We start from the raw sequence: 23,034 nt of genomic DNA, 5'->3' as shown, positions 1-23,034 counted from the left end.
TCTATCATCAACGAAATACAAGTACAAATGACATTCCTTCTATCTCTTGTTGCGCAAATATAGAGCCATTCATCTTCCTCATCAATTCTTTGCATATATACAATCCAAGTCCACTTCCCGATTTCCCATCTATATTTGAGCCACGATAAAAACTATCAAACAAATGATTGAATTCATTATCTGATACGCAATTCCCTGTGTTGTAAACTTTGATTAACTGACAATAGTCTTCCTCATAGAAATCAATTTCAATCAATCTTCCATCTCCGTATTTAAATGCATTCTCAAACAAATTTTCGAACACTTCTTGTGCACGATGAATATCCCCATTCAACAAACGATTCTTATAAGGATTTACATGTAATGTAATATTTCGTAATACGCATTGCTCTTCATAGATTGTAACTACATTTTTTATTAAATCAGCTAGATAAAAATCTATATTTTCTATCGTAAAATCGATTATATCTTCCTTTGAAGATTTTATAATTTGCTCAACATATCTATCGATTTCTTCACTCTTTGATTGAATTTGATGGATGGCATGTTTTCGACTTTTCTCATCCTCATACAGGTTTTCGTCCAAAGCTTTCCCATATAGCTTTATCAAGTTTAATGGAGTCTTTATGTCATGTGATAAAGAAAGAAGCATTTGTTTCTTTTCTTTCAACACATCATACTGTCGATTTTTCGATGTATCTAACGTGTCTTTAAGTTGACTCATCCCCCATAGAAATTTTTGAAAATATCTACTTTTTTCTATCTTTATATCCCCTTTAAAATGTCCATATGCTAATTTCTCTGGCAAATCACTTAGTTGGTGAAAAGGACGAACTATGAATTTACGAATGTAAAGCATAATACATAATATGAAGATGAACAAAGACAATAGACATCCCTCGACCAAGACAAGTATATTTTTTTCATTATATCTAGGAAGTTGATATGTGAATTTTAAATAACCTTTTAACTGATTATCCTCAAGCCATGGTTTTATCATCACATTGAGGCTACTTTCTTCTTGATAAAACTCACTAATTACAGTTGCATTATTTTCAAAATCACTTAAAAAGTCTACATTTTTAACATACGTAAACTTTTCTATTTGTAAATTTTTTAATGATTCCTTATCCTTTAATTGTTTTAATATACGATTTATTTCAATTCGATATTGATTTTGACTATCATGCTCCATTTTCACTAAAGAAGCACCTGCAAATATTGATAATCCAAAGTACAATAGAATCACTATGATAATCATTTGATTATACTTCTTCATAGCGATATCCTATCCCCCATATAGTTTGAATACGTTTTGGGTTGCGAGGATCATCCTCTATTTTTGAACGCAGCATTTTGATATGCACCGTTAATGTTTGATTTTCGCTGAAACTATCAAATCCCCAAATCTGATTAAATATGTATTCCTTTTGTAAAGATTTTCCTGTATTTTTCACAAGTAGCATAAGCAATTCATACTCTTTTACATTAAGTTCAAGTTCTTTGTCATGAAGGAAAACACGATGAGCTTCTTCTTGAATACAAATTGCGCCAGAATATAACAAATCACTCTGTATTTGTTTCGTATAAAACCGCTGCATTAAAACACGTATCTTTGCACAAAGGATATCTATATCAACTGGTTTCTCTAAATAATCGTCAGCACCTAGTTCAAATCCCATCAATTGATCACTTTTATTTGATTTCGCACTGATAATGATAATTGGTATATTTTGTTGTTTTCGTACCTCTTTACAAACAGCAAAGCCATCCATTTCCGGTAACATAATATCCAACAAAAGTAGTTTTGTAGTATGTTCATTGAGCCAAAGAATAGCTTCTTCGCCACTGGTCGCGTGGTATAGCGAAAAACCTTCCTTGTTTAGAAAGGCTTTCATTAATTCTGCTAATTCTTTATTATCTTCAATCAGTAAGATATCTTTCATTTTGCTACCATCCAAGTTTTATCAACCACTCATTCAGCATTCGCTCTCTTGCATATAAATCTTGCGCAGTACTCCATTTTCCAAGGGAGATTTCATCACGAATATCTCCATCTTCAATATAGAGAACTCGCTCACATTTGGACGCAACTTTCATATCATGCGTAACAAGCATAACACTAGTTCCATCTTCATTGATACGATTCAACTCTTCCATAACCTCTAATGAGTTTTGTTTATTCAAAGCCCCTGTAGGTTCATCCGCAAATACAATCTTAGGGTTATTGATTAAACTTCGGCATATACATGCACGTTGTAATTGCCCACCAGAGACTTCATTTACCCCATTATGGGCTACTTCATTGATACCAAGTTTACTCATAAGTAGCTGTGCCCGCTCTTTGATTTCTTTTCTTCCCTGTGCATTTTTCCCTTCTTTACTCTGATATGCTGGTAATACAATATTATCATAGATAGAAAGATTTTTCAGCATATACATTTGTTGAAAAACAAATCCCATCTCTTGTAAACGAAGATCGCTCATTTCGTTTGATTTCAAAGATGTGAGTTCCTTCCCGAAAAAGTCAACATTTCCTGCTGTTGCCTGATCCATCCCACTTACAGTATACAATAATGTCGTCTTCCCCGATCCTGAAGGTCCCATAATAGCGACCATTTCCCCATTTTGTATTTCAAAATTCACGTTACGTAGCACATTGTTTTGTCGTTTATTTACTATATATGTTTTACATAGATTCGTTATTTTTAATGTTTGCATTTTGATTCTCCTCCTATTCAAGATTATTCATTTCACGAATATCTACTCGTTTAATACCATGAACTGCCAATAATGTCGCAATCATAACTCCCGCTAATAAAATCCCAGGATACACAACATATACTTGTAAAAAGTCGATTTGTATATCTACTTCTGCACCCATAATAGCAAAGATAGGTTTTAATAGATATTGGTTACTCAATAAACTTAAAGGCACCAAAATCAGAAAGGAAGCCAATACTACCAAAGTCATTCTACCTACTTGCCAATTGCAAATGGAACGATAGCGGAATCCAACACTTTTCATCATTGCAATTTCCCCTTTTTCTCTAGTAATAAATAACTTTTCCATCAACAATGTAATCAACATAATCACCAAACATAGCATCGCAGTCATCGGAACCACAAGTTGTCCTAAAATATCTTGTATTCCTCCCACATTTTGATTTACCAACTCTTGTCCTGTTAACCACTCATAATTTGGAAAGTCTACACTCAATTTCTTCGCAAGTTCTTCTTGAGATAAATCACTATCCAAATGAACCATCACACTCCAATAATCAAACATAATTTCTTCACTTGTATCCACAAGAGGGTTCAAACGTGCACTCAATCCTAGTTGCATATAATCAGTATAAGAGCCTGTGATTAACATACGCTGTTCTTTCCCATTAATGGTTGTCTCTACATAGTCTCCAATACCCCAGCCTTCTTCTTCCATGATAGATTTTGAAAATGCAATTTCATTGATAAGCTTTGGCGCCTCTCCTTGGGAATATTGCGCAAAATCGTTTTCTTTCCCTATCACTTGAACACTCATGGCTTTGCGGCTCATTGCATTTTCATCTTCACGAAATTTCAAGAAGAAAATTAAATCAGATGTAAACTCAGCTTCATATCCTTTTTCTTTCATTTCTTTTTGTAATCTAGTAATCCCTTTTTGTAAATCATCTACACTCAAATACTGTCCTTCATCTTTTGATTCTATTTCACGTACAAAGACAGAACTATTCGGATTTAACAAAAACTTGGTAACCATCTCGCTACTTGTCATAGTATTAAGTGTATTCAAAGGTATCGTCATAAGAATACAGCTAAGACAAAATGTGATAATCAAAACTGCATATCGACGAATATGAACAAATATGTCATTGAGTCCTAAATATAAGAAAACTGGCATATGGAGACGTTTTGCCAAGCTCAACCCTGGTCTTTCATGAAAGCTTTCACCTTTACTACCTCCATGGATTGCTGCTATGGCAGAAACTTTATTTAGTTTGCGTGTACAGAAATAACAGAACGATAACACCATGATAATGATAAAGGCTGCACACAATAGGTTGATACCTATATTAATATCCCCACTTGCCATAATCATATTTTCACTTACACTTGCAATCATAAAGTTGCTTACTGGAATACTTATAAACAATCCCAAGCACGCACCAACACTTACAATGGCCAAGTACTTAATTAGATATAATTTCTTAATTTGAAAATCTCGAAGACCAATCGCTTTCAATATTCCAATCTCTTGATATTGTTCTTCCATCGTAAATACCAAAGTAAATCTAAGAACTAACATCGCAATCAAAATTAGACATACACCAATCAATATCAGAAGCCCTGCCATAATCATATCAAACGAATACACCATCTTATACATGCTCTTTGACACTGCATTAAAGATACTTGGAAACCCTTGATCATCAAGTTTTTTAGAGAATGTAACTTCATCAGGAGACATGATGTAATATAATCCAAGTGTCGTAAAATGTTCTCCTACTTCCTTGTAATCATCCTCATTCATTACAATACGACTCATTCCAACCATTTCATTTCCATAAGCCGCATCTTTCATTTCCACGGTTACTTTAAACGAACGTTCTTTATCATCTACTGATAAAATTAAGTTGTCTCCTTCTTTCAACTTATTGCGATTCATAAGCGATGTAGACATCGCCACTTCTCCCGAAGCTAGTGCAAATGATTCTCCTTGTTGATCATATACTTTGTTATAATCAACATCCATTGCACATATATATAAGGAAGCTCCATTGCTATCAATACTTTTCTTTTCATCTCCATCTACTTGCGCCAACGCTTTGTTTGGAAGCATTCGAAAAGTACTATAATCATACGTTGTAACCAATCCCTCTTCTTTTTGCGTATTTAACCATGCGTTAATTTCTGCATTATATTTTTCTGAGTTCAATACAACATTAGTATCAGGAATGTTTGCATAATCCATATAATAATCAACGGCAGATGAGACAATCATAATATTATTTACACTGCTTGATAGAAATATAGTAGCTAATGTAATAAACAAAAAGAGGATAGCATTTACGCCTTTTCTTTTCATCATATCTTTTTTTAATATTTGAAATAACATATATTCAGTTCCTTTCTATCTCCTTAAGATGTCTCAAGTATAACAATCCAATTATGAAAAAATCCTTAAATACTATAAAACTATCACAAAACTCTTTTTTCTTGTCCTATCTCACAACCATTTATAACATATAGTAAACGTTTTTTATAATGTAAATGAAGTATAGCATATTCAAAAAAAATCTCCATTCACTTTATGATATATTTCTAAATTCCCCTTTATTTATCGCTGAATTTTGCGAATAAAAATTTTATATTTCCAATTTCTCCCTCAATTTGATTCTCCTTCCCCTATCACACATCCTTTTTAACCTAAAAAAAGTGCATATCCTCTATCCAGAACATACACGCCTTACTAACATGGAACTATATCCTATAAGATTTCATATCAAACTTGCTGTATCTCCCTATGCCCTCATCTAGTTTGATAAAAAAGTTACTAATTCTTTGCACACCCCATCTGTATTCGCAAACACAGCTCCAGTAGAAGATGATGTGAAAAAGTCTCCCTGTATTTCACAAAACCCACCAGCCTCTTTTAAAACAATCATAGCAGCCGCATAATCCCAACATTTCACATGCATCGATATATACGCATCTAACGCCCTACTCGCAATATGACAAATACTAAGAGAAGCACACCCTAAGCTTCTATGACCACGTATATTTCCTTGAAGAGCTATCATATGTTTCCCATAACACTCATAAACGCTAGCCATGGTATGCAAACTTACATCCACCACACACTCTGATAACCTTTTATCTTTTATAACTTCCAACTTTTCTCCATTCAAATAAGCGCCTTCCCCACGAACACCAACAAACATCTCGTCTTTCATCACATCATATACAATTCCAAACACTGGCAAATAATCATGATAATATGCAATAGATATTGCAAAGTCCTGATGTGCACTTATAAAATTTGTAGTCCCATCAATCGGATCGATAATCCATAAATCTTCCCCCATTTCTCGATGTTGTTCTTCACCAAGAAAATGATGAGTAGGATATTTCGTAGACAGGTATGTCGTAATCCTTCTCTCTATTTCTTCATCCAAATCACTTACCAAGTCAAAACATCCCTCTTTTTCACGTATTTGGTTGGTATATTCCTTACGTAAAAACTCGCCGCATTCTTTTACAAATAATATTGTGCTTTCCAGTATTTCATTTTGCATAAACAATGCTCCTCACTTCTCCATTCACTTTGAACTTCCCCAATCATCGGTTCCTTGCCATACTTACCATGAAAATCACTTCCCCCTGTTTGTAACAAGTGATAGTTTTTCGCAAATGCATGGAGATATTCCACTTGCTCTTTGTTGTGTGAACTATGATAAACTTCGATTCCGTTGATACCAAGTTCATAAAACCGCAACAACTCCTCTTCCACATGACTTTGATATGGATGCGCCAATATAGCGATACCTCCATCCTCATGAATTGCCTCAATCACCTTTTTAACGCTTGGATATTCCATTTCTTTTTGACAGATACCAGAATTTTTAAATAATGTCTGATACAATGGAGCATATAGTTCATCACAATACCCTTTATCTACCAAAACCTGAAGAATATGCTGTTTATAAATCGTCCCACTTTTTTTCGCATATTGTTGTACTTCTTCTACTGTTATCTCATATTCATGCGCTCGCAATTGTTGAATTTGCCATAATGCCTTTTCATGCAATCTCTCTCTTGTCTTCGCACATAAAACATCAATATGCTCTGTCTTCTCTGGCAGACAGTACCCAAGGATATGAACATCCTTTTGTGTCCTTGTATCTACACAAGAAAGTTCAACTCCTTTGATCAACTGCCCAGAAAACTTTTTATTCTTCAATTCCTCATATGCCGCAAAGGTATCATGATCTGTAATCGAAAAAGCATACATCCCCTTTTCTTCGACTATATCTAAGATTTCATCCACACTACAAGATCCATCACTATATTCACTATGAATGTGTAAATCTACTGTGTTCATACCATCAAGCCCTGTTGCATATTAAATTCTTTATCACAAAGACCTTCCATAAACTCTAAATCATGGAATATCCCCAACATCGTTGTTCCTTCATTTTTCAATTGCTCAATCAAATCTCGAACTTTCTGTTTGCTACTCGCATCCAAGCTTGCGGTAGGTTCATCCAACAATAATAATCTTGGACGTTTTACCATGGCGGCCGCAATATTTAAACGAAGTTTTTCTCCACCACTAAATGTATTTGGATACATATCCCAAAGCGAGGCATCTAGTTCAAAATGCTTCAACATCGCAATCGCCTCTTCTTGCGCCTCTTCTTTTGTTTTCCCCATCTCCATCACCGCATTCTCGATAATACTTCTTGCGCTCGTTCTTGGCATAATATGAAGAAACTGAGAAACATAACCAATTTCATGCTTTCGAAGATACATCATTTCACGCTCACTCGCATGGCATATATCCATCTTTCCAAAGCGTTCACTCTCATATACTATAGAACCCTCATCCGGAAGATTTGTTCGATATATCCCCTTTAAGATTGTTGATTTTCCACTACCACTTTTTCCAGTAATCCCAACGAATTCACCTTTTTTAATACTCAAAGATATCCCTTTACACGCATGAATCACCTTATCGTTATTGACATACATGTGGAATGTTTTACCTAGATTCTCTATTTCCAACAAGTTATCTTTCTCCATGTTTGTAATCTCCTTTATATTTTTTTATAAACGCATCAATATCCAACAGAAAATCCTGAAAATTTTTTCGTATATATGCATCCTCAAAATCCCACCATTTGATTTCTTCTAATGCGGCTATTTGTTCAGAGTCAAAGCGAAATCTGAGTATCTTTGCGGGAACACCTGCAACAATCGCATAAGGAGGAACATCTTTGGTCACCACTGCCCCAGAACCAACGACTGCCCCATTTCCTATTTTCACACCAGCTTCAATAATCGCACCGTGTCCAATCCAAGCATCATTTCCAATATAAGTACGCTTCATTTCTCTTCGCTCAAAGAACTCTTCATCATCATGATCATCCATATCATACATCTTTCTTCGATATGTAAAATGATGATCGCTCACTCTTTCTAAAGGATGTTGCGTCGCTCCAATACGAACATTTCTCGCAATATCCACAAACTTTAAAACAGTTGTATTTTGCAACATACAATTTGGTTCACAATAGGAATAATCCATCATCACTACATGTTCTAAAACACTATTGTCTCCCACTTTGTTATACGTACTAAATTCTACCTCATCCAATACCACATCTTCCCCGATGACAACCTCTTTACCTAATTTCATTTTTATACCCTATAATGGTTTTGCGCAATGCAAGTTCCATCCACAAACACATCTGTAATGGCAGGTAAACCATTCGGTAATTTACGTATGATCAACAAGTCTGCCTTTTTTCCTTTTTCAATAGAACCCACGATATGATCAATTCCTGTTGCTCGTGCTGGATGTATCGTAAGTTTTGCGACCATATCCCAAATTGTCTGTCCCTTTTCTTCCATAATAAATATGGCATGTAATAAACTTGCTGGATAATAATCTGAACATAGAATATCCGCAACCCCTGCTTCTACTGCCTCACTCGCACTCAAATTTCCTGAATGAGAGCCACCCAACAAGATATTTGGGGCACCTACAACTGTGTACATCCCTTTTTCTTTCGCACTCTTCGCAACTTCTAATGTAATAGGAAACTCTGATATAACTGCGCCAAACCCCTTTACGATATCCAGCTTCTCTATCGTATCATCATCGTGTGATGCGATAGAAATTCCTTGTTGTTTCGCTAGTGTCGCTGCTTCTTCTATCATTTCTAAGGTAAGTTTTTCTCCATCCATACGACGTTGTACTTCTTGTTCAATCTCTTCTTCGCTTAATTTCTTCGCAGCACGTACATAGTTACGGTACGTTTCAATATTACGATATTGACCTTGTCCTGGTGTATGATCCATAAATGAAATCAAGTGTACACGTTTCTCTTTCAAGTATTCCATCATCAAAGGAAATTGTGCGATATTATCAATCTCGAAACGCATATGAAAGCGATGATGAATCAAATGCAACTGAGAATGGCTCTTCTCAATGATATCTGCTAATTTCTTTACATGTTCAGGCTTTCTCATAGGAGATGCTCCTACACCTTCCCAAATACTTACAGAATGAAACATCGTTGTAATCCCATGTGTACAACATTCTTTTTCAAATTCATAAACCGCTAATTCCATATCCATAACACTACTTGGACGAGGTGCAGCCATAGCTTCAATATGGTCAGAGTGAATATCAATAAAACCAGGTGTCACATACCCACCATAAGCGTTATATTCTTCATCCACCAATGGCATATCCATCGTTGGTAATATCCCCACAATACAATCATTTTCAATAAGTACTACATGATCCCTCAATATTTTATCTTCTAAAACAATGATTCCATTTGTAATTGCTTTCATCTTATATGAGCTCCTTTATAGTAGTGAATATACAAGTTGTTGCGTGTATGGATGTTGTGGATCTTCCATGATTTGATCAGTTAATCCTTGTTCAATAATCTTTCCATCCAACATCACAATCGTGCGATCTGCCAACATTTTAATGACGCCTAAATCATGAGAAACAACAATCATGGATACATGCAATTCTCGTTGTATTGATTTGATTAGGTCCAATACATTGGCTTGTACGCTCAAATCCAATCCAGTTGTCACTTCATCAAGTAATAAGACTGGCGGATTGTTGCTTAATGCTTTCGCGATTTGTACTCTTTGTTGCATACCTCCAGAAAAATTACGAGGTTCTTCTTTCATTCGATATACAGGTATTTTTACTTCATCTAATAGATTTTCTCCGCGCTGTTTCATAAAGGCAACGTTGCGATTTCCTGCCGCAATCAATTTCTCCGCAATATTTGCGATACTTGTAAAATTCATACGTAATCCCAAATACGGATTTTGATACACCATACCTAATACATGATTACGAATATAGCGCTGTTGTTGAGATGATTGTGCAAACATATTGGCTTCCCCATTTTGATAGGTACGGATACTACATTCCCCACTCGTTACATCTTGATCAAAGTATAAACACTTCATCATCGTAGACTTCCCACTTCCACTCTCTCCAACGACCCCTAAAATTTCTCCATCGTATACATCAAAGCTAATATCTTGACAAGCATACACGGTCCCGCAAACTGGACAATAATTTCCTTGTAATGCATCTGGTTTATCTTTGCAATGTACGCATCCATCTCCAAATTGTTTGTTTAGATTGCGCACACACATCATTGGTTTTTCCTGCTCCATACTTATCCTCTCTTATTTCTTCTTTGCAAACAATAGCTTGTATCGTTACATTGATAATAGACAGTTCCATTTTCTTCATGAATGATTTCATCTAGGAACACATGCTTTGCCCCACATAAATGACAAGATTTCCCTTGAAAATTTTCCCTTTGAAATGGTTTATCTTCAAAGTCTAGTGAAACTACTTTTGTATAAGGTGGAACTGCATAGATTTTCTTTTCTCTTCCTGCCCCTAACAAAATCAAAGCTTCACTCTCATGCATTTTGGGATTGTCAAACTTAGGAATGGGAGAAGGAGCCATCACATAGCGATCATGTACCATCACAGGATGATCCGCTCCACTTGTCATATCATCAAACTTCATAATTTGTTCATACAACATCAACCAAGCTCCTGTATATTCTTTTTCCGCATGAAGTTGTTTCGTAACCCTTTCACTTGGTTCATATTCTCGCAATGGTTCTGGAGTCGGCACTTGTAAGATTAAGATTTGGTCTTGATGTAACCCAATCTCTGGAATACGATGTCTTGATTGAATCAAACTAGCCTCTTCACTATCATTTACCAACTTTACTCCTGTAGTTTCTTGTATTAAGTTTTTGATACTGATGGCATTGACACTTTCATCGCTTCCCTGATCAATGACTTTCACACTATCTTTTGGTCCTATCAAGGATAAGGTCAACTGAATACCACCTGTCCCCCAACCTCTAGCAATGGGCATTTCTCTTGAGGCAAAAGGCACTTGATACCCAGGAATCGCAATTGCTTTTAGGATGGATCGACGTATTTCACGCTTACTTCCTTCATCAAAGAATGCATAATTATATTTCTTTTTCATCGTCTGCCTCTTTTCTTGTTTTTCGCATCGCATTTAACTTGGATTGGAAAGTTACATAATGTGGCAACTTTAAATGAGAAATAAAGCCTGTTGCTTCAATAGAATCGATATGATAAAGCACAAACTCTTCATCATTTACCGCAAACTTCTTTTCTTCACTTTCCAAACAATGATCCAATATACTCATCGCAATGGTCTTTGTTTCATTTTGCCCATACGTAAGCCCATATCCAATTTGAAACTCTAACTCTTTTTCTCCCTTACTATTTGTTTTCGTTACAGGAATCAAACTTTCTACTTCTGTTACCTTGATATCTCCAATATAATAACAATCTTCCTCTTTGCTTTCTCCATAAGGATCTGCGATATAGATTGGTAATTCACCAACACGAAGTTCACTCACCGTAGGATGTACAACGCCATATCCTCGTAAGGATGCATACCCCAATGCCGTAACTGCCTGCGTCATTCCACGACTCAAGATTTGAAGACGTTCGCTACGCACGGTTGGAAAGGTTAACATCTGTTTCGTTGTATCTTTTGGTTTTTGATCATTTATTTCAACCTCAGGCAACAACCCTTCTTTTCTTAAATATTCACTTACTTTAGGAATTCGCAAATCATCACTTGTCCCCGTTTCTTTTTCATTTAAGAATTCTTGTAGATATTTTTTGATATCTTTTTCTTTCTCTTTACTCAATGTAAAATCCAACAATCGATGCGTATAATCATACGTAGATCCTAAAATCTGTCCTTGTGGTATATCTTTAAATGCTGCAGATATTCTACGTTCTACTTGCATGCTTTCACTTTCAATGATTGTGGAATAATATTTTCTAGGAAGAGTAGATCGATATGCCCTTAAAAGAAAGACCGCTTCTTCCATAGAACCCTCTCCCTGTTTGATTGCTAGTGCTGCTAGTTCAGGAGCGTATAGAGAAGCTTCACTCATCACTTGATCTATCAATAGACGCATACTTCCTTCAATTGTTTTTACATCTGCACATACGCCTTGTTTGACTCTTTCATACTTCAAACGACGAATACTTTCTTCAATGGCTTCACTGCCACCTTTGACTGCTACATATGCCATGTGCTAATTCCTCTCTATCCTTGTGGTTCTTGGTAACGCCATCATATTGTTTTTACGATCCACAAAAATCAAATCGATTCCCAGTGGAAATTCTTTATTCTTTTCATTTCTTGCCAGCATCCATTCTTCTTTCATTCGAATACCAATTGATTTTTCTGTTTGAATCCCTGGACCTTGCACGCGATACTGATGACTAGAACTTAATTCTTCACATTCAATGATCATCGTTGCGCCTAGTTGAGGATCTTTTAGGGTTCCCTCATTTGCTTGTTCAATGAGTTCTTGTAAAGAGGTAGAAGAAGCACCACATACAAAGATATAGGCAGCTTCCCTCACATCCACACAAGGACAATACGTCATATTACTAAACCCCACCGCAAGTGTTGAATCACTACTTGCTAATGCAAAACTTGTATCTGTATCCAACAACATATGCATAAGCAAACGTGTCGATGGATAACAACTCCAATCATGATCCATATATTGCACTTCTTCCGCAAGGGAGTGAATATCTCCTGGATAGGAGAATGCTTTTATTACCTTACGAAATGCTTTCTGTACATCAAATACCATATCAAATTTCATATTGTTCTCCCTATACATCCATCGTATCGAAGTTCACTTTGGTCTTCATAATCTTTCGATGTTTTTGTGTACGTTCTTCTTGTAAACGTACCGCTTCTTTCTTTAACTCTATTTCAAACTCACTTAACAAGGGCAACTCTGCTTTATAAGCCGCATCAATCACTGCCAAGTCATATGCTTTCTGTAGCTGATTTCCAGTAACGATGCCAATTCCAATATGTCCATTACAAGATACCTTTGCCTCTGAAACAAATACTTCTCCTAAATAAAACAAGGAATTTTGAGCACTCTCTCTCATCTTGACCATAACAAGTCCGGTTGCTGGTTCTTCTAACAATGTCATCTGTGCACTGTTTTCTAGCTTATCCGCCCATTTATCAAGAAAGTTTTCTTTACAATGTATCAATATTTCGCAGCGTTCTTTTCTTTTCATAGATCCTCCTTATGTTACAAACGTAGTGTACCTTGTTTTCCAACGACTTTCGTTAACACAAAGTTAATGTTCTGTATTGCTTTGGATAAATTCCATCATGAAAACCCTATCACGCTATATATTTGCAAATTGTACGTAAATAAATCTTTGAAATTATCAATTTTAGGATAAAGAAAACACTGACTACCTAAGCATTGGTAATCAGTGTTCTTTGTTTATATTTTGTTAAAAAGATTTCAAAGGTAAGTGCACTTAGGAAAATCACAAGGATACATAATCCAAGTCCTCCATAATTTCCACCACGTGCAAATTGATTTAAGATAGAACCTATCGTTCCAGGTACTCCAACAGCAGGACCAATGATAACCGCTGCCGCAAAGTTCATTTCACTGCGCATCGCAATCCAAGAGATAATTTTGGTAAAAGATGTTGGTAAGACTGCACTTGTTACAATTTGTCCCCAACTTGAACCAGTCGCACGCAATGCTTCAATGGTTCCTTTATCCACCTCTTCAAACGCCTCTGAATATGACTTAATAAAGTACGCAATGCTATGGAAACTCATCCCAACAATCGCTGTTGTAGCGCTTAATCCAAATCCAGATACAAATAGAATCGTCCAAATAATAGTTGGTACCGCACGAATAAATCCTGCAATTCCTCGTATGATATTGGATAACCATGGATTGGAAAGATTTCGTGCTGCCCCTAATCCAAGTATCAATCCAATAAAAGTCCCAATAATGGTTGTCATAAAAGCCAACAATAAGGTATTGCATAACGATAAGGCAATGTTTTTTATGGATAGTATAGAAACATTAGAATAATCAAAGAATTTTACTAAAATATTTACGATTAAATCAGGACGTACTTGATCCCATTGATAATCGCACATAAACCCTAGAAAGTAGATACAAATACCTCCAAACAACAACAATACCATAAATATGATACGAGAGGTCATATCTCTTTGTTTAATTACATATTTTCCTTTTTTCTTTTTCCGTAGACTATCTACGGATTGCATGGTTAACACTTGTTCCATCATAATAGCCTCTTTCTGATCTGTGTAGAGATTTGATCGGTAATAATGACTACGAGCACAATTAATGCAATGGCGGTACATAAACTTTTCATTTGATAGAAGTCTTTGTATACTCCCATCAACCATCCAATACCACCACCCGCAAGCATTCCTACTACGGTTGCACTTCGTATATTGTTTTCGGCAGCGTATAAGCTCCATGAAATTAAGGCAGGCATTGTTTCTGGAATCACTCCATGTACAATGATTTGCCAATAGTTTGCCCCAGTTGCCTCTAATGCCTCCAAACAATTGCTGTTGGCTTCATCAATAGCATCTGCAAATGTACGAGTCAAAAACCCATAAGAGATGATACACATTACAAGGAATCCTAGAAACTCTCCAAACCATAAAAATGGAATTAATAAGATTGCCCATACTGCTTCTGGTATATTTCTAGTAAAGGACGCAAATCCACGTACTGCATATTTTAGAATGGTATTCTTTCCTGTATTCTTTGATAAAGCCAAAGAGGAGAAGAAGGCAAGGACCATTCCAACAAATGCACCTGCTATAGAGATCACGATGGTCACCCATAATTGATACAACTGTGTAGGTAGTACACTTAGATCCATTGGTAAATATTCTTGTGTGAATCGTACCCAAGAATTCTTAGAATTCACGAGTATTTTTAACCAATCAATTTCTAGGCGTAGTGTGGAAATGGTAATCATCCCTAACAATAACACACACCCAATCAACATTACTTTACGTCTATGGAGGAAATAACTCATGCGCCAACCTCCTCAACTTTACTAATCAATTCAGACATTGGTACTCCATATATCTTTTCAATCACCTCGTTGCTAAGTTCTTCTGGTTTCCCATCAAATACAATTGTTCCCTCATGCATTCCAATGATACGATCTGAATAATGTAAGGCTACATCCACTTGATGAAGATTCACAAGACATGGAATATTCATTGTTTTAGTGATTCCATGAAGATGTTCCATAATAACTTTACTAGATTGAGGATCAAGTGAAGCGATAGGTTCATCACATAACACCATCTTTGGATTTTGAATCAATGCCCTAGCAATCCCTACACGTTGTTTTTGTCCCCCAGATAACTGTGAACATTTCGTATAAAGGCGATCCTTTAACCCTAGCATATCTAATATTTGTGCTGCTTTTTCAATATCTTTTTCCGCATATAAGCCAAGAGCACTTTTCCATGTAGGATAATATCCCAAACGTCCATGCAATACATTTTCTAATACGTTCAAACGATATACAAGATTGTAATGTTGAAAGATCATTCCTATATTTCTTCGAATATCGCGTATTTTCTTTTTCTTCGCTTTGGTCACATCCTCATCCATGAAATAGATATTTCCATTGGATACATCAATCATCTGATTGATACAACGAAGAAGTGTACTCTTTCCAGAGCCACTAGGACCAATCACACTAATGAATTCTCCTTCATGTAAGGAGAAACTCGCATCCTTTAACGCATGCACTTGATTGTTATATATTTTTGTTACGTTGTCTACTCTTAATATTTCTTTTCTCATATCGTCACCTAATTTCCTTTTCTACATGCAGATTGTAACGTATTTAAAAGCGGGATTTGTTAATATGAGGTAAAACGTCTGTTACAAGTTCTTTACATACCTATAGATTTATGTTTTTTCTGTAAAGGAAGACATAAGAAAAGCTGTCGTTCTTTTCTATAGAGGACAGCTTGGTTAGGATTATAATCCTTGTTTGTTCATATCTAGAATGAACTGGTAACGTGATACATCTGTTTTGAAGAAACGATACGTTGTTGTATCATCTTCTGCTTCAAAGAAGAATCCATTCTCTTTCGCAAAGAAATTCTTATTGATCGCATTTTCGCTTGTTAAATTTACAAAGTGATCAGTTAAATCTGTTACTTCTTTTTCTGTCAATACTTCTGTATTTACCCAAAGTGGTCCATTGGGTACGAACTGCTCATCGATGATATATAAATCTTTTTCATAATCATCCCCATAGTTACAACAGTAAGCCCCTGCATATACTTTGTCTTGTGCAATCAATGTTACAGAACCTGGATGATTTCCACCGTATTGTACATCGGAGAACAATCCTCCTTCACTTTCTTTCTTCACATTAATTTCTTCTTTCTTAGTAACTACTTTTTCTCCCTCAGTTCCAAAGATTTCCCATAAGGATTGTGTAGGTACTAAACATCCACTTGTAGAAGATGCGGATACAAAGCTAAAGCTTTTTCCTTTTAATTGTTCGTATTTTTCTTCTCTTGTTTTTCCTTCAAAGTCTGCCTTGTTTTTCACATTGGTAGCAATGTAGGCATTATACCCTGATTTTTCTAAATCCTCTTTTGGTCCATAAGATACAATTGGAAGTACTTTGTCGTTTTTCTCATGTGTTGTTGCGAACGTTGCCCCACTCTCCCAAGCAATCTGTGCAGTTCCTGATAACATCGCTTCTGTTACTGCGGCATAATCATCTAATACAGATACTTTTACATTGTAATTCTCCCCTAATGCTGCTTTTACTTCTTCTTCCAACATAGCGAATGCTTCTTCACTTCTCTCTGGTGTTTTTTCATTTGGAAGGAATGCGATTGTAATGTCCTTTGTTTCTTCACCTCCACTGCTACATCCTGCAAGCAGTGTCATCCCCAATAGGGCACTCATTAAAAATTTACTACCTTTTTTCATATGTTCTCCTTTTATAGTTTACCTAATGTGCTAAGCACACAATTATCATAAAGGAACTGCGTTCATGTTTTGTAAAAGAGGAGTAAAAAAAGTGTAATTATTCCATGAATTCTTGAGAAGAATGTTCACAAATATGATTTTTGTGTTAAAAACAGACAAATCACACGGATATCACCCATCCCTTCCATTCAATAAACTGCCTGCATATCATTCCAAAAAAACGTTTATTTCCAACACCCTGATTCTTAGTTAATCACAAGATCTTTGTCGATAGATTCTCATGGCGAATAAAAACGCAACGATTAAGATTCCTATACACCATGATAAAGCGACCCATAGTTCATTGCCAACCGCTTGGTTTGCGAATAAACCTCTTATGCTATCTACGATTGCTGTCACTGGCTGATGTTGTGCAAATATCCTTAAAGCATGTGGCATAGATTCTGTAGGAACAAATGCAGAACTAAGGAATGGTAAATATACTAGAATATAGGAGAAAGCACTCGCCCCATCCGCTGACTTTGCTTTTAACCCAGCGACAACTGCTACCCAAGTCAAAGAAAGCGTAAATAAGATTAGAATCCCCAAAATAGCGAACCATTGTAAAATACTTGCGAGGGAACGAAATCCCATACATAAAGCAACCACCATAATCACCGCAAGAGATAGCAGATTGGATACCAAGGAAGTAAGAACATGTCCCCAAAGAGGTGCAAATCCTGAAATAGGCATGGAGTGAAAACGATCAAATATACCACTCTTTATATCCGTAAACAAGCGAAGGGCAGTATATGCAACTCCTCCTGCAATGGACATCAACATCACTCCAGGTAACATATAGGTTGTAAATTCAGCACTTGTCATAGTTGCGGCCATTGCGCCACCAAACACATACACAAACAACAACATAATCGCAACTGGTGTTAGAGTTACGGTGATAATTGTATCAAGACTTCGAAAAATTTGATGTAAAGAACGTTGCAACATGACCACCATATCACTTATAAAATAATAGCTTGTAGGTTTCATATTTACTTACTCTCCTTTGCTTTGATAACAGATAAAAAGATATCTTCCAAACTTGGTTGTTTTACAACGTATTCCACTTTTGCTTGTGGTAATTGTTTCTTTAATTCATCAAGGGTTCCACATAATAAAATTCTTCCTTCATGTAAAATCGCAATTCGATCTGCCAATTGCTCTGCCTCCTCTAAATATTGTGTAGTCAAAAACACCGTGACACCTTTATCGGACATCTCCTTTATTTCTTTGTATACGTCCATCCGTGCCTCTGGATCTAATCCAGTCGTTGGTTCATCCAGAAAAATCACTTCAGGATCCCCTAATAAACTCATCGCAATATCCAAACGACGTTTCATACCACCTGAATATGTGGAAGCACGTCGATCTGCCGCATCCATTAATTGAAATCTCATCAATAAACTTTCTACTTGTTCTTTTACATTTTGAATATGGCGAAGTCGAGCAATCAATGTCAAGTTCTCTCTTCCCGTTAAAACATCATCCACTGCGGAAAACTGACCAGTCAAACTAATCACTTCTTTTACCTTCATCGCATCTCTTGTCACATCATATCCACAAACAACTGCCTTACCTCCATCCGCAGACAATAACGTTGATAAGATCTTAATCAAGGTTGTCTTACCCGCTCCATTACTCCCTAATAACGCAAATACTTCACCTCTTTTCACATCGAAATGAACATCTTTCAAAACTTCCAACTGCTTAAATGATTTCTTCAAACCCTGTATTTCTATCATTTTATGTTCCATCTTTTTTCTCCTTTATAAACACAAAGAGCCAATCATCAACGAGTTCATAACTCTTAAAATGATTGGCTCTGCGTCATTGCGTCTGGCTCTTTTAATATTTTGATATTTCCTTTATTTACATCGATAAGATGTTCCTGTCTACACTTTGGACAATACAAGACAAAGTTCTTCATCACAGTATCTTCCCTTAACATAATTCGTGTTTTGTTTTTGCATATTGGGCACAATAACCATTTCGTTTTATTCTCCATACAATGTTTACTTCTCTTTCCTTGTATTTTATCTTTTCAACTTTTGATGAATATCTCGGTTTAATTTTGTACGCCAATCTTCTGTATACGTAGATGCATTGCGTAATAACTCTTCACAAAAAGACGCAACATCATCTCCTGTAACTTCTAATACATCTCTTCCATTTGCGGCACTTTCTTCAAACAACCCGATCAAATCGTTGTGGATTGCCATTATGTCATATCCTGCACCTGAGGCAAAATTCCACATATGCGATTGTATCTTCTTGAAGACATACTGATAATCTTCAGGTAGTTTCTTTACTCTTGCCATTGTTTCTTTATATTCACGTTTACTCTCTATCATTTTACGGATATTGAAATAGTTGTCAAAAAATTCATGCATTGTCTTCACCCTCCTTTAAGTGGTTAATTCTAGATGCGACAAACTCCCATTTTTGCCAAAAAGAAGCGAGTTCTTTTTCTCCGGCCTCATTCAGTTTAAAAAATTTACGGGGAGGTCCCATATCTGATGGTTTCTTTGTAATATCTACTAATTTGTTTTTTTCAAGTCTTACCAAAATAGTATACACTGTTCCATCTACTACATCGCGAAATCCTAACGCATTCAATTTACGTGTGATCTCATAACCATACGTCTCATGATGACGAATGATTTCTAAAACACAGCCTTCTAATACTCCTTTTAACATCTCTGTTAAATTATCCATACAACTCACCCCTAATCTTTGTAGTAGGTATTAAGTACTACTTACTACAGGTATATAGTATCACGTAGTAGTGACTGTGTCAACTATATAATAAAAATAATCGTTAGAAATATTTTCCTATAAGACTGATATCCTCATACACAAAAAAACCATCATACGAAGATGATGATTTGTGTAAAGTTAGGATATAACTACATTATAAATGAATAATTTTTCAAGGCTTCTCTTCTAAAAATGTGGAATCATTTTCGTTTTAATATTTTTTCTAAAGATGATATATCTAATAAATTCACAGTTTCAACAATACCCTTATAGAAGACTGCGAAATTATTAAACGCACAAGGTAATTGCTTAGCTTTTTCCAAAGTATCAATACATTGTAGACGCAAAGGGATGTTTTCTTGTTCACAATATGCTTTTATCTTTTCAATTGTTTGATAAACATATGGGCACTGCATATCATAATACATAGTTAAATCTTTCTCATCAATTTTTGATGCTTTTGCTTGTTGTGTAAAAGAAGGTGTAGTGCCATCAAACGATAAGGCAAGCAGCTCATAATCACTATCTGTTCGATCTACAACTTCAAACCCGGAACTCTTCGCAAAGTTTTGATCACTAAGCCAATGCTTTTGTTTCTTAGATCCAAGCATACAAATACCAGATTTCCCATTGGCTTTCGCATCTTCTATACAATACTGCAACAAAGACTTTCCATATCCGTGTCCTTTTTCACTACCTGAAACCCATAAACAATAGATATAGTAAAAATTCTCACCAATAATAGGTACCCATGCTTTTTCAAGAGGTGCATATTCAATAAATACAACTGCTTGCTTTTGAAGTTTTCGAAATACATGACCTTCTTTCAATCGATTCAATAGCCATTCTCTTTTTGCCTCAATACCAGCATGTGGTTTTTTATTTCTTATAATACAACACAAATGTTCATCTACAATATTTTCTTCTGTTAGATTTATGAAAGTATCCATACTTTATTTCACCTCTTATATCATTCTTCATTAAAACAATTTTTTCCCATTAAGTATATTGATATCTAACGCTTTCGCTAGTCCTGTTTGTTTGAATGGATTCACTTTTTCTATACTACCGTTTCGTCTAAACTGTGAACCCGTATTTTTAAACCAAAAGGTTACGTTCGCATTGATGCATTGTTCACGGATGTTTAAAACCCAATCATAATCACATACGCGCACCTCACGACCAGTTTCTCCACCTACGCTCACGTGTTCTACTCCATGTAAATAAGGTGTCAAATCGATGGATTCTAGTAATGGCGCACATGCGATAAAACGTCTTTTTATAGGATAAGATAAAAACAAAGGAAGACGGTAATCTGCGGTTTCCTGATTTTCAACGGTACAACCAATATTCACATTTTCATATCCTGTTCCCCAATCCTTAGGAAGTGATACAAGAAAGCGATTAATTCGTTTTGTTAGAATCAAAAATTCAATATCCTGTCTTTCTTTTATCATAGCCCAAGCTTCTTTACGCCACTCATCTGCTTCTGGTAAGAAAAAATCCGTCGCAAAACATGTCGCAAGAATCTTATCTCCTTTGATATTGTATTCCCCTTTTGCATTCTTTCTAATTGGCCAATTGAATGTATCTGTTTTTTCTATTTTATTTTGTCCATAACGCTTTGCATTTGGTCCATAAAAATAACAATTGCTACAACCCTCACTAATCTTATAACATCCACTCCATGGTTCCCAGTTCATACCTAGCCTCCCACTTCTCTACACTCTTATGTATTTTTTCATTATAGAAATATTATAAAGAAAAACGCATGTATTTTCACTGTAAATTTCGGACATGTTTCAATACTTATATTTCATAGCCCATAGCCTGTTTTACTTCGTTCATTTTTTCTTCTGTAGTTAACATACTTAATAATGCATAGGCAACATCTGGTGCTGTTTTAGGGCAGGAAGAAGTAATGATATGTTCATTTATTTCCATCCATTCATCTCCAAGAAGTACACCAAATTCTTTTAATTCCTCTCTTTTATATCCACCTCTTAAATGATAGGTAGTAGCTCTTTTCCCTTTCAAGATACCACTTTTCGCAAGAGGGAATGCCGCAACACATACAGAGGCAATTGGTTTATGTAGCTTATCGAATGAACGAATCAACTCTAAAGTTCTTTCATCATATGCTTCTTCATAGAAACCATACTCTTGAAAACCACCTGGAATTGCTAAAGCATCATACTCTTGTACATCTACATCTTCGATTACGACTTCAACTTCCATATGAACACCAAAAGTACTCTTAACACTCTTATGAAAACCACAAGTAATTACCTCAATATCACAATCGAAATCATCCCTTGCCCATCCAAACACATCAATGAACGGACTTACTTCCATCATTTCAAATGCATGTAAACACAAAAGCAATATCTTCATAACCCTACCTCCATGTATACTTCACTCATGAATTTATTCTAACATAAATATACCTATATAAAAAGACTTATCAGTCACCAACCAATAAGTCTAATGCAATCTATTAATGTTTCTCTATCTCTTATCTTATTTACTTAAAATAGTTCATTTCTCGCTAACCGCAATCCATACTTGCGCATCTCCGTCTTCATTCAAATAGCATTCTATATCCGGAGCACCTGATTTCATTCTACCAGTGATGTATCCTTTGTTTAGTGGAGCATACTTCGATTTCGGTAGCCATTTTGTAATCGCTTGTACTTGAACTTTTCCCATAGTATCCGTTGTACAAGGAAAGATTGCCCAAGTTTGTTTAGGCACTGTATAAGACACCAAGTCTCCTTCCCTCTCGTCACTAGAAGAAATCCCAATATAATAAGCAAAACGTCTTGCATCTTTAGAATCAATATTATATTCACTTATTCCTAATAAACCATATGGTTCTTGCGTTTTTCGAGACATTAATAACTCCTGTTGTGCACCATTGCGAAAGGTGTTCCAACATTCTGGGATTTTCTTTCTTCCCTCTTGTTTTTGGTTTGTCGTCTCTATTCTATAAGCCAACACATTAAAACTTTCTTTTTCTACAACCAGAAATGGTAATTCCATAACTATTCCTCCTTATATAGGATGATAGGATATCATATAAATCTTTAG

General features: G+C 35.7%; 27 protein-coding genes. All 27 read right to left on the bottom strand.

Going from position 1 to position 23,034, the window contains the following annotated elements:
• Positions 1–7: 7 nt before the first annotated feature.
• The 27 genes from ACWG0P_RS06150 to ACWG0P_RS06020 all read right to left on the bottom strand — a co-directional run bounded on the left by ACWG0P_RS06150 (position 8) and on the right by ACWG0P_RS06020 (position 22,986).
• The gene (locus tag ACWG0P_RS06150; RefSeq protein ID WP_455800984.1) at positions 8–1,279 is read right to left on the bottom strand and encodes a sensor histidine kinase; all 1,272 of its coding nucleotides are present in this window, start codon (positions 1,277–1,279) and stop codon (positions 8–10) included.
• Complete coding sequence (locus ACWG0P_RS06145; protein ID WP_455800983.1) at positions 1,266–1,946, bottom strand: response regulator transcription factor; 681 nt, start codon at positions 1,944–1,946, stop codon at positions 1,266–1,268. The genes ACWG0P_RS06150 and ACWG0P_RS06145 overlap by 14 nt, the downstream gene beginning before the upstream one ends.
• 4 nt (positions 1,947–1,950) lie before the next feature.
• Positions 1,951–2,721, bottom strand: a complete 771-nt coding sequence (locus ACWG0P_RS06140; protein ID WP_455800982.1) for an ABC transporter ATP-binding protein — start codon at positions 2,719–2,721, stop codon at positions 1,951–1,953.
• A gap of 13 nt (positions 2,722–2,734) precedes the next feature.
• A complete protein-coding gene (locus ACWG0P_RS06135) occupies positions 2,735–5,116 on the bottom strand; it encodes an FtsX-like permease family protein (protein ID WP_455800981.1) in 2,382 nt (793 codons plus the stop codon).
• A gap of 418 nt (positions 5,117–5,534) precedes the next feature.
• Positions 5,535–6,296: an inositol monophosphatase family protein gene (locus ACWG0P_RS06130; protein ID WP_455800980.1), complete on the bottom strand. Its 762-nt coding sequence runs from the start codon at positions 6,294–6,296 to the stop codon at positions 5,535–5,537.
• Complete coding sequence (locus tag ACWG0P_RS06125) at positions 6,257–7,102, bottom strand: PHP domain-containing protein (RefSeq protein WP_455800979.1); 846 nt, start codon at positions 7,100–7,102, stop codon at positions 6,257–6,259. The genes ACWG0P_RS06130 and ACWG0P_RS06125 overlap by 40 nt, the downstream gene beginning before the upstream one ends.
• Positions 7,099–7,803, bottom strand: a complete 705-nt coding sequence (locus ACWG0P_RS06120; protein ID WP_455800978.1) for a phosphonate C-P lyase system protein PhnL — start codon at positions 7,801–7,803, stop codon at positions 7,099–7,101. The genes ACWG0P_RS06125 and ACWG0P_RS06120 overlap by 4 nt, the downstream gene beginning before the upstream one ends.
• Complete coding sequence (locus tag ACWG0P_RS06115) at positions 7,790–8,419, bottom strand: DapH/DapD/GlmU-related protein (RefSeq protein WP_455800977.1); 630 nt, start codon at positions 8,417–8,419, stop codon at positions 7,790–7,792. The genes ACWG0P_RS06120 and ACWG0P_RS06115 overlap by 14 nt, the downstream gene beginning before the upstream one ends.
• Positions 8,420–8,421: 2 nt before the next feature.
• Positions 8,422–9,585 carry a phosphonate metabolism protein PhnM gene (gene phnM / locus ACWG0P_RS06110; protein WP_455800976.1) on the bottom strand — a complete coding sequence of 388 codons (1,164 nt, stop codon included), beginning with the start codon at positions 9,583–9,585 and terminating at the stop codon, positions 8,422–8,424.
• 15 nt (positions 9,586–9,600) lie between these two features.
• On the bottom strand, positions 9,601–10,440 hold the full coding sequence (locus ACWG0P_RS06105; RefSeq protein ID WP_455800975.1) for an ATP-binding cassette domain-containing protein: 840 nt from the start codon (positions 10,438–10,440) through the stop codon (positions 9,601–9,603).
• A 2-nt stretch (positions 10,441–10,442) separates the two neighbouring features.
• Positions 10,443–11,282: an alpha-D-ribose 1-methylphosphonate 5-phosphate C-P-lyase PhnJ gene (locus ACWG0P_RS06100; RefSeq protein WP_455800974.1), complete on the bottom strand. Its 840-nt coding sequence runs from the start codon at positions 11,280–11,282 to the stop codon at positions 10,443–10,445.
• Positions 11,266–12,375 (bottom strand): carbon-phosphorus lyase complex subunit PhnI, encoded by a 1,110-nt coding sequence (locus ACWG0P_RS06095; protein ID WP_455800973.1) that lies wholly within the window; start codon positions 12,373–12,375, stop codon positions 11,266–11,268. The genes ACWG0P_RS06100 and ACWG0P_RS06095 overlap by 17 nt, the downstream gene beginning before the upstream one ends.
• A 3-nt stretch (positions 12,376–12,378) precedes the next feature.
• Positions 12,379–12,960 (bottom strand): phosphonate C-P lyase system protein PhnH, encoded by a 582-nt coding sequence (gene phnH / locus ACWG0P_RS06090; protein WP_455792083.1) that lies wholly within the window; start codon positions 12,958–12,960, stop codon positions 12,379–12,381.
• 10 nt (positions 12,961–12,970) lie between these two features.
• Positions 12,971–13,393, bottom strand: coding sequence for a phosphonate C-P lyase system protein PhnG (phnG, locus tag ACWG0P_RS06085; protein WP_455800972.1), 423 nt, complete (start codon positions 13,391–13,393; stop codon positions 12,971–12,973).
• A gap of 187 nt (positions 13,394–13,580) precedes the next feature.
• Positions 13,581–14,438 carry a PhnE/PtxC family ABC transporter permease gene (locus ACWG0P_RS06080; RefSeq protein WP_455800971.1) on the bottom strand — a complete coding sequence of 286 codons (858 nt, stop codon included), beginning with the start codon at positions 14,436–14,438 and terminating at the stop codon, positions 13,581–13,583.
• Positions 14,438–15,211 carry a PhnE/PtxC family ABC transporter permease gene (locus tag ACWG0P_RS06075; protein ID WP_455792529.1) on the bottom strand — a complete coding sequence of 258 codons (774 nt, stop codon included), beginning with the start codon at positions 15,209–15,211 and terminating at the stop codon, positions 14,438–14,440. The genes ACWG0P_RS06080 and ACWG0P_RS06075 overlap by 1 nt, the downstream gene beginning before the upstream one ends.
• The gene (phnC, locus tag ACWG0P_RS06070) at positions 15,208–15,996 is read right to left on the bottom strand and encodes a phosphonate ABC transporter ATP-binding protein (protein WP_455792531.1); all 789 of its coding nucleotides are present in this window, start codon (positions 15,994–15,996) and stop codon (positions 15,208–15,210) included. Before phnC ends, ACWG0P_RS06075 begins: the two co-directional genes overlap by 4 nt.
• 180 nt (positions 15,997–16,176) lie before the next feature.
• On the bottom strand, positions 16,177–17,148 hold the full coding sequence (locus ACWG0P_RS06065) for a PhnD/SsuA/transferrin family substrate-binding protein (protein ID WP_455800970.1): 972 nt from the start codon (positions 17,146–17,148) through the stop codon (positions 16,177–16,179).
• A gap of 249 nt (positions 17,149–17,397) precedes the next feature.
• Entirely contained in the window at positions 17,398–18,177 is a 780-nt protein-coding gene (locus tag ACWG0P_RS06060) for an ABC transporter permease (RefSeq protein WP_455800969.1), read from the bottom strand.
• Between the two features lie 2 nt (positions 18,178–18,179).
• Positions 18,180–18,941 carry an ABC transporter ATP-binding protein gene (locus tag ACWG0P_RS06055; RefSeq protein ID WP_455800968.1) on the bottom strand — a complete coding sequence of 254 codons (762 nt, stop codon included), beginning with the start codon at positions 18,939–18,941 and terminating at the stop codon, positions 18,180–18,182.
• Between the two features lie 53 nt (positions 18,942–18,994).
• Complete coding sequence (locus ACWG0P_RS06050) at positions 18,995–19,192, bottom strand: cysteine-rich KTR domain-containing protein (RefSeq protein ID WP_455792538.1); 198 nt, start codon at positions 19,190–19,192, stop codon at positions 18,995–18,997.
• A gap of 28 nt (positions 19,193–19,220) precedes the next feature.
• Positions 19,221–19,577 (bottom strand): DUF1048 domain-containing protein, encoded by a 357-nt coding sequence (locus tag ACWG0P_RS06045; protein WP_455792540.1) that lies wholly within the window; start codon positions 19,575–19,577, stop codon positions 19,221–19,223.
• Positions 19,570–19,902 (bottom strand): PadR family transcriptional regulator, encoded by a 333-nt coding sequence (locus tag ACWG0P_RS06040; protein ID WP_455800967.1) that lies wholly within the window; start codon positions 19,900–19,902, stop codon positions 19,570–19,572. The genes ACWG0P_RS06045 and ACWG0P_RS06040 overlap by 8 nt, the downstream gene beginning before the upstream one ends.
• Before the next feature lie 242 nt (positions 19,903–20,144).
• Positions 20,145–20,894 (bottom strand): GNAT family N-acetyltransferase, encoded by a 750-nt coding sequence (locus ACWG0P_RS06035; protein ID WP_455800966.1) that lies wholly within the window; start codon positions 20,892–20,894, stop codon positions 20,145–20,147.
• 30 nt (positions 20,895–20,924) lie between these two features.
• Positions 20,925–21,647, bottom strand: a complete 723-nt coding sequence (locus tag ACWG0P_RS06030; protein ID WP_455800965.1) for a DUF5131 family protein — start codon at positions 21,645–21,647, stop codon at positions 20,925–20,927.
• Positions 21,648–21,753: 106 nt separating this feature from the next.
• Positions 21,754–22,338, bottom strand: coding sequence for a DJ-1/PfpI family protein (locus tag ACWG0P_RS06025; RefSeq protein ID WP_455800964.1), 585 nt, complete (start codon positions 22,336–22,338; stop codon positions 21,754–21,756).
• Positions 22,339–22,482: 144 nt separating this feature from the next.
• Complete coding sequence (locus tag ACWG0P_RS06020) at positions 22,483–22,986, bottom strand: GyrI-like domain-containing protein (protein ID WP_455800963.1); 504 nt, start codon at positions 22,984–22,986, stop codon at positions 22,483–22,485.
• Positions 22,987–23,034 lie beyond the last annotated feature (48 nt).

Source organism: Amedibacillus sp. YH-ame6, from assembly GCF_053848845.1.
The sequence above is the reverse complement of the archived record's forward strand: the minus strand, read 5'-3'. Positions and strand labels throughout refer to the sequence as shown.

Coding starts and splice junctions, on each gene's coding strand:
- ACWG0P_RS06125 (WP_455800979.1), bottom strand. CDS start 7,102: ATGAACACAGTAGATTTACACATTCATAGTGAATATAGTGATGGATCT.
- phnC (WP_455792531.1), bottom strand. CDS start 15,996: ATGAGAAAAGAAATATTAAGAGTAGACAACGTAACAAAAATATATAAC.
- ACWG0P_RS06030 (WP_455800965.1), bottom strand. CDS start 21,647: ATGAACTGGGAACCATGGAGTGGATGTTATAAGATTAGTGAGGGTTGT.
- ACWG0P_RS06035 (WP_455800966.1), bottom strand. CDS start 20,894: ATGGATACTTTCATAAATCTAACAGAAGAAAATATTGTAGATGAACAT.
- phnM (WP_455800976.1), bottom strand. CDS start 9,585: ATGAAAGCAATTACAAATGGAATCATTGTTTTAGAAGATAAAATATTG.
- ACWG0P_RS06065 (WP_455800970.1), bottom strand. CDS start 17,148: ATGAAAAAAGGTAGTAAATTTTTAATGAGTGCCCTATTGGGGATGACA.
- ACWG0P_RS06060 (WP_455800969.1), bottom strand. CDS start 18,177: ATGAAACCTACAAGCTATTATTTTATAAGTGATATGGTGGTCATGTTG.
- ACWG0P_RS06105 (WP_455800975.1), bottom strand. CDS start 10,440: ATGGAGCAGGAAAAACCAATGATGTGTGTGCGCAATCTAAACAAACAA.
- ACWG0P_RS06080 (WP_455800971.1), bottom strand. CDS start 14,438: ATGGAACAAGTGTTAACCATGCAATCCGTAGATAGTCTACGGAAAAAG.
- ACWG0P_RS06075 (WP_455792529.1), bottom strand. CDS start 15,211: ATGAGTTATTTCCTCCATAGACGTAAAGTAATGTTGATTGGGTGTGTG.
- ACWG0P_RS06095 (WP_455800973.1), bottom strand. CDS start 12,375: ATGGCATATGTAGCAGTCAAAGGTGGCAGTGAAGCCATTGAAGAAAGT.
- ACWG0P_RS06135 (WP_455800981.1), bottom strand. CDS start 5,116: ATGTTATTTCAAATATTAAAAAAAGATATGATGAAAAGAAAAGGCGTA.
- ACWG0P_RS06045 (WP_455792540.1), bottom strand. CDS start 19,577: ATGCATGAATTTTTTGACAACTATTTCAATATCCGTAAAATGATAGAG.
- ACWG0P_RS06120 (WP_455800978.1), bottom strand. CDS start 7,803: ATGGAGAAAGATAACTTGTTGGAAATAGAGAATCTAGGTAAAACATTC.
- ACWG0P_RS06130 (WP_455800980.1), bottom strand. CDS start 6,296: ATGCAAAATGAAATACTGGAAAGCACAATATTATTTGTAAAAGAATGC.
- ACWG0P_RS06150 (WP_455800984.1), bottom strand. CDS start 1,279: ATGAAGAAGTATAATCAAATGATTATCATAGTGATTCTATTGTACTTT.
- phnH (WP_455792083.1), bottom strand. CDS start 12,960: ATGAAATTTGATATGGTATTTGATGTACAGAAAGCATTTCGTAAGGTA.
- ACWG0P_RS06055 (WP_455800968.1), bottom strand. CDS start 18,941: ATGGAACATAAAATGATAGAAATACAGGGTTTGAAGAAATCATTTAAG.
- ACWG0P_RS06050 (WP_455792538.1), bottom strand. CDS start 19,192: ATGGAGAATAAAACGAAATGGTTATTGTGCCCAATATGCAAAAACAAA.
- ACWG0P_RS06115 (WP_455800977.1), bottom strand. CDS start 8,419: ATGAAATTAGGTAAAGAGGTTGTCATCGGGGAAGATGTGGTATTGGAT.
- phnG (WP_455800972.1), bottom strand. CDS start 13,393: ATGAAAAGAAAAGAACGCTGCGAAATATTGATACATTGTAAAGAAAAC.
- ACWG0P_RS06100 (WP_455800974.1), bottom strand. CDS start 11,282: ATGAAAAAGAAATATAATTATGCATTCTTTGATGAAGGAAGTAAGCGT.
- ACWG0P_RS06020 (WP_455800963.1), bottom strand. CDS start 22,986: ATGGAATTACCATTTCTGGTTGTAGAAAAAGAAAGTTTTAATGTGTTG.
- ACWG0P_RS06140 (WP_455800982.1), bottom strand. CDS start 2,721: ATGCAAACATTAAAAATAACGAATCTATGTAAAACATATATAGTAAAT.
- ACWG0P_RS06025 (WP_455800964.1), bottom strand. CDS start 22,338: ATGAAGATATTGCTTTTGTGTTTACATGCATTTGAAATGATGGAAGTA.
- ACWG0P_RS06040 (WP_455800967.1), bottom strand. CDS start 19,902: ATGGATAATTTAACAGAGATGTTAAAAGGAGTATTAGAAGGCTGTGTT.
- ACWG0P_RS06145 (WP_455800983.1), bottom strand. CDS start 1,946: ATGAAAGATATCTTACTGATTGAAGATAATAAAGAATTAGCAGAATTA.